Annotated in this window: 4 protein-coding genes; 1 reads left to right on the forward strand and 3 read right to left on the reverse strand. The window is 33.8% G+C overall.

All coding sequences use genetic code 11. From position 1 onward, the window contains the following. Positions 1 to 301 precede the first annotated feature (301 nt). From JNL75_04665 to JNL75_04675, 3 genes are all read right to left on the reverse strand, one after another. A complete protein-coding gene (locus JNL75_04665; GenBank protein ID MBL7789110.1) occupies positions 302 to 841 on the reverse strand; it encodes a hypothetical protein in 540 nt (179 codons plus the stop codon). Positions 842 to 1,012: 171 nt separating this feature from the next. After that, positions 1,013 to 1,771 (reverse strand): hypothetical protein, encoded by a 759-nt coding sequence (locus tag JNL75_04670; protein MBL7789111.1) that lies wholly within the window; start codon positions 1,769 to 1,771, stop codon positions 1,013 to 1,015. Between the two features lie 169 nt (positions 1,772 to 1,940). Next, entirely contained in the window at positions 1,941 to 3,059 is a 1,119-nt protein-coding gene (locus JNL75_04675) for a hypothetical protein (GenBank protein ID MBL7789112.1), read from the reverse strand. Between the two features lie 100 nt (positions 3,060 to 3,159). Between JNL75_04675 and JNL75_04680 the strand changes: the two genes are divergently transcribed. After that, positions 3,160 to 4,788, forward strand: coding sequence for an IS1182 family transposase (locus JNL75_04680; GenBank protein ID MBL7789113.1), 1,629 nt, complete (start codon positions 3,160 to 3,162; stop codon positions 4,786 to 4,788). Positions 4,789 to 4,803 lie beyond the last annotated feature (15 nt).

Raw genomic sequence — 4,803 nt, forward strand, 5'->3', positions numbered from 1 at the left:
GCATCGACTATCTGATCTAAATGAGAAGGAAAATGTATGGATTGACTTCTGTCTTTACCTTGTATATATTTCATGGCATCGAAGATCGCATCTTTAGATTCCATCTCATCTAAAACTTATCATCATTTCCACAAAAGCATGGGAGTTTTTAGACAGTTTGACGTCCGGTGGCTTCGTGAAGGTGGGGTTCGCCACTCGCCAGTTTGTCAAATATACAAAGTTCTAATGCCATACTATCATCTTTTCGAATGCAAGTCGGCCCACTTTCACGAAACCACCAGATATCTGTCGGTTATATTTATTAAGAGGTTTCTTCATACACTTTGTTTCCAATGACTTTTAGTTTTAAGTTTGTTTTTATAGAAGGGCAACATCTTCCATCACCTTCAGCATATTCAAGTTTTTCGACATATATTTTCCCGTTACTTATTTTGTTAAAACTAAATAAATATTTTGGCTCATAACCAGCAATAACTTTTACTTCATTCCCTACTTTTTGATAAAGAGAGAGTCCTTGGCCTATAATAGCATTTCCTCCGTTGTTTGGAGCCAGGCAAAAATAAATCGCTATATCTTCAACTCCATCGCCTGTAAAATCTCCAGTAAATGATTCTTGAACATCCAAAATCGCTTCGTGACTTTCTAAAATTTTTGGCAAGTAATTCTCAAATTGTTTTTCAGCTAGTTTTATAGCATCCTTTGTCGCTAGAAATTGAGTTGAACTGTTTTCTTCCAAGGATAATTCTTTCTCTTTCAATGCAAGTTCTTTTTTCCTTAAAGGGTTTTCGCAACTAATAATGTTGATACCTATAAAACATAAAAGAATATATTTTTTGAACATAAGGGCTTAGTTTTCTCGTTTCGCCATAACTGACAGATATCGCCCGCTGGCTTGAAGAAGGTCGGGTTTTCCATGACAACTTTTAATCAAAAATACACACTTTCGCATAAAGTCTAAATTTTATTTGAAAGCACACCGCCCGACTTTCTTCAAACCAGCAGTTGTCTGTAGTTATTCTTTATTCTTGAGTTTTTGGTTAAATGTTTTTCTTGCCTCTTCAAAAAATAGCAATAGGAAATTACACAAATTTTCGTTGCTTTTTTTCATCTCGCTTATTCTTTCTGAACGATATATTTTAGATAAGAGTTCTTCATTTTTTAGATAAATTTCAACTGCAATGTCTTTTTTTTCATTTTCGTTGAAATTCTTTTTAAGCAGTTCTCGTGTTGCAATATCATCAAAATCACTATCTCTAAACTCTCCTCTATGCAATATGAGATTTCTTTTTCCTTTGAACCCGTTAATTGCTTTATCTAGCTCTTTCAATAAGGCAATTTCTCTACTTTTTTTGGTATGACTATTTGTTGAAATAATATCAAATGTACATTTTTTTGGGTCAATTCCAAGTTCAAATAACCCATTTATAAGTAAAATTAGTTGGTCAAAAATAGTTGTTGAACGGATTATATGATTTTCAATATGGTATTTATAGTAATGAGTCTTTTCTATGTCATATCGTTTTTGAATTGATTTTGTAGGCAAATTTGCCAAGTAGTTTGGGATTGTACAAATAGTTTCAAAAGTTGATTGTATTTTGAAAGTTAATCCAAATATGCTACTCACATATTTTTCTATCTCTAAATCTTTATTACTTGCTGTTTCGCCTGAATTTTCTTTTTTAAGGCGAGCTTGAATACACTCAAAGCTTTTACTGCCTAATTCTCGCATAAAAGCATTCCCACATAGTTTATCATATGTTGATTTTTTCAATGTATGAGGTTTCTTGAATAATTACAGACAACGCCCGGCAGCCTTCTGAAGGAGCGGCTTAACCAGACTACTTTTATACAAATATACAATGTTCAATACCATCCTGCCATTAATTTTAACGCCGTCACCCGCTCTTTTAGAAGACTGCCAGTTAGGGACAGTAACGGATTTAATCTTCCTCTTCTTTTTGATCGTTTTGATCTTCTTTTAAATGTTTATCATCAAGCATAATCATTTCTTTTGCATTTTCAAGTTTCTTTAACTCTTCTTCCTTAATTACGAACTCCTTAGTTTTCTCTTTAAGCTGATTTAATACATTTGATTCTTCTTCAGTTGGATTTGCTAAACGAGACTCAATCTTTCCGCCTTGATTTGAAAAACGAACTAGCCTTCTGACGCCTTGACTTACAAACTTGAGTGTTTCATTATATAAATCATCTTTTTTAGTCCACTGATAATCTTCTAAAAGCTCTAATGCTATTTGATTTGCTTCTGTTGCTACATCTAATTTGGCTTGTTTTTCAATAAGTGATATAGCTTCACTAATAGTAGATAGTTTAAGTTGTTTGAGTTCTACGGCTTTTTTTCTTAACTCATAATATTTCATTATTAAATCTAATACTTTGTCTGAAGCTTTACATATAGCTAAAATAATTGTTGATATAGCACATACTGTAAGAACAATAGAACCTTTTTCTACATTTGTTATTTTAGTTTCAGAGTCATTTTCTCTTACCAACCTAGCAAAAGAATGAATTATCGTATTCCATTCTTTAGAAGCTTTTGATAACTCTTTTAATGAACTAATATCAGCCCCATTTTCAAAGAACAATTTAATGAAATCTTCATTTTCAATGTTTTCTTCTTCAATTTCAGACAAAATTTGATTTAGGGGATTGAAAAGTTGTTGAAGCTGAGTTGCTTTAGTTGATATTCTATTAAACTCTTCTATTATTACATCAGTATTAGAATCTAAATCTGTTTGTATTCTTTTAAAAAATGCAGTAGTATTTTCTCCAAAAATTATATCTAGTTTTAACTTCTTAAATAATTTAAGGTCAGAATAACTATTAATTTCTTTTTGGAATATTTCTAACTGTGATAAAGCTTGTTGTCTATGCTGTTCAATTTGTTGCAAAAATTGATATGCATTGTTTTGGTTTGATTTTTTAGCAGTATTGTATTGATTTAATAGATTTCTTAACTGATTTAAAGTATTCCAAAATCCAATATTATTTCCTATTGTAATAAATTTTTGTGAAATATTTTTTAGCTCAATTATGTTCATATTTTGTTTTTTATGTAGACTTCACCAGTTATTGTCCCTAACGTCAAACTGTCTAAAAACTCCCATGCTTTTGTGGAAATGATGATAAGTTTTAGATGAGATGGAATCTAAAGATGCGATCTTCGATGCCATGAAATATATACAAGGTAAAGACAGAAGTCAATCCATACTTTTTCCTTCTCATTTAGATCAGATAGTCGATGCGGATAATGAAGTGCGCATGATAGATTTATTCGTAGAAGCCATAGATATTAAGGATTATAGCTTCTATATCAAAGATTCTACGGAAGGAAGACCACAGTATAATCCCAAAGATTTATTGAAGCTATTTATTTATGGTTATCTCAATTCTATTCGTTCGTCTAGAGTCTTAGAAAAAGAATGTAAGCGAAATATAGAACTTATGTGGCTTATGAAAGAACTCGTACCAGACCACAATACCATTGCCAATTTCCGTAGAGATAACACCAAGGCTATACGTAAAGTATTTCGTGCCACCGTAGCTATGGCCAAGAATTTTGAACTCATAGGTGGCAAGCTACTAGCCGGAGATAGCACCAAGCTACGCGCTCAAAATTCAAAGAAAAATAATTTCAATGAAGCCAAGATAGACAGACACCTTGAATACATAGAAAACAAACTCAACGAGTATAACCAAGCACTAGAGCAGGCAGATGGCGATATAGCTAAGACCTCGGAAATAGAAAGTCAAATCAAAACTCAAGAGGCTAGAAAAGAAAAATACAACGCCCTGCAAGCTCAGCTATCCGAAACAGGCGAATCACAGATATCGACTTCGGACCCTGATAGCCGCCAAATCATGACCCGCAATAATATCTCCGAAGTAGCCTACAGCGTACAAACCACCGTAGATAGCCAACACGGCATAACCATAGACTACAAAACCACCAATCAAAATGACGCCAAAGCACTCTACCCTATGACTCGTAGAGCCAAAACCATTCTTCAATCGAGTGATTTTACAGGATTATACGACAAAGGATATCATACCAGTTCAGAAATCAAAAAAGCCCTAGACCTCGGAGTCAATATCATGGTAGCTATCCCAGAGGTAGCCTCCAATGCACCAGACAAAGCCTACAATGTATCAAATTTCATTTACAACTATGACCAAGACACCTTTACCTGCCCACAAGGACAAACACTCACCACCAATGGAAAATGGTACACACGAACTCGCAGTAAATCTTCTAGCACCCGAGTCAAACATTATAAAACCTCTGCCTGTCTTACCTGTCCTGCATTTGCATTATGCACAGAAAACAAAAAAGGACGCTGTCTAGAACGCTCTGAATACGCAGAATATGTGGAACAAAACAAGAACAATATAGAAAACAACAAAGAGATATACAAGCGCCGACAAGCTATCGTAGAGCATACCTATGGCATACTCAAACGACAATGGGGGTTCTACTACATTATGAGTAAAAAAGGAATACAACGAGCTGATGCCGATGTCGGATTTATGTTTACCGCCCTCAATCTGCGCAGAATCTTCAATCTCATAGACCCCAAACTGCTCCGAGACTATTTGAGAAGTCTTGGGCTTTATTTTTCAAGTTTTTCATACTCAAATAAGCCAATTTTCTTCCATTCTACGTCTTCTAATTTTTCATCACAAAACTTCAAATCTAACATAACTCAAAATTTGAACTCAATAAACGCTATGTATTTAAGTTCTAAAACCTTATATTTGTCTAAATGTTAGTTTTTAGACGAACTG

The sequence above is a fragment of the Chitinophagales bacterium genome (genome assembly GCA_016787225.1).
In the GTDB taxonomy this organism is placed as follows: Bacteria; Bacteroidota; Bacteroidia; order Chitinophagales; family JADJOU01; genus CHPMRC01.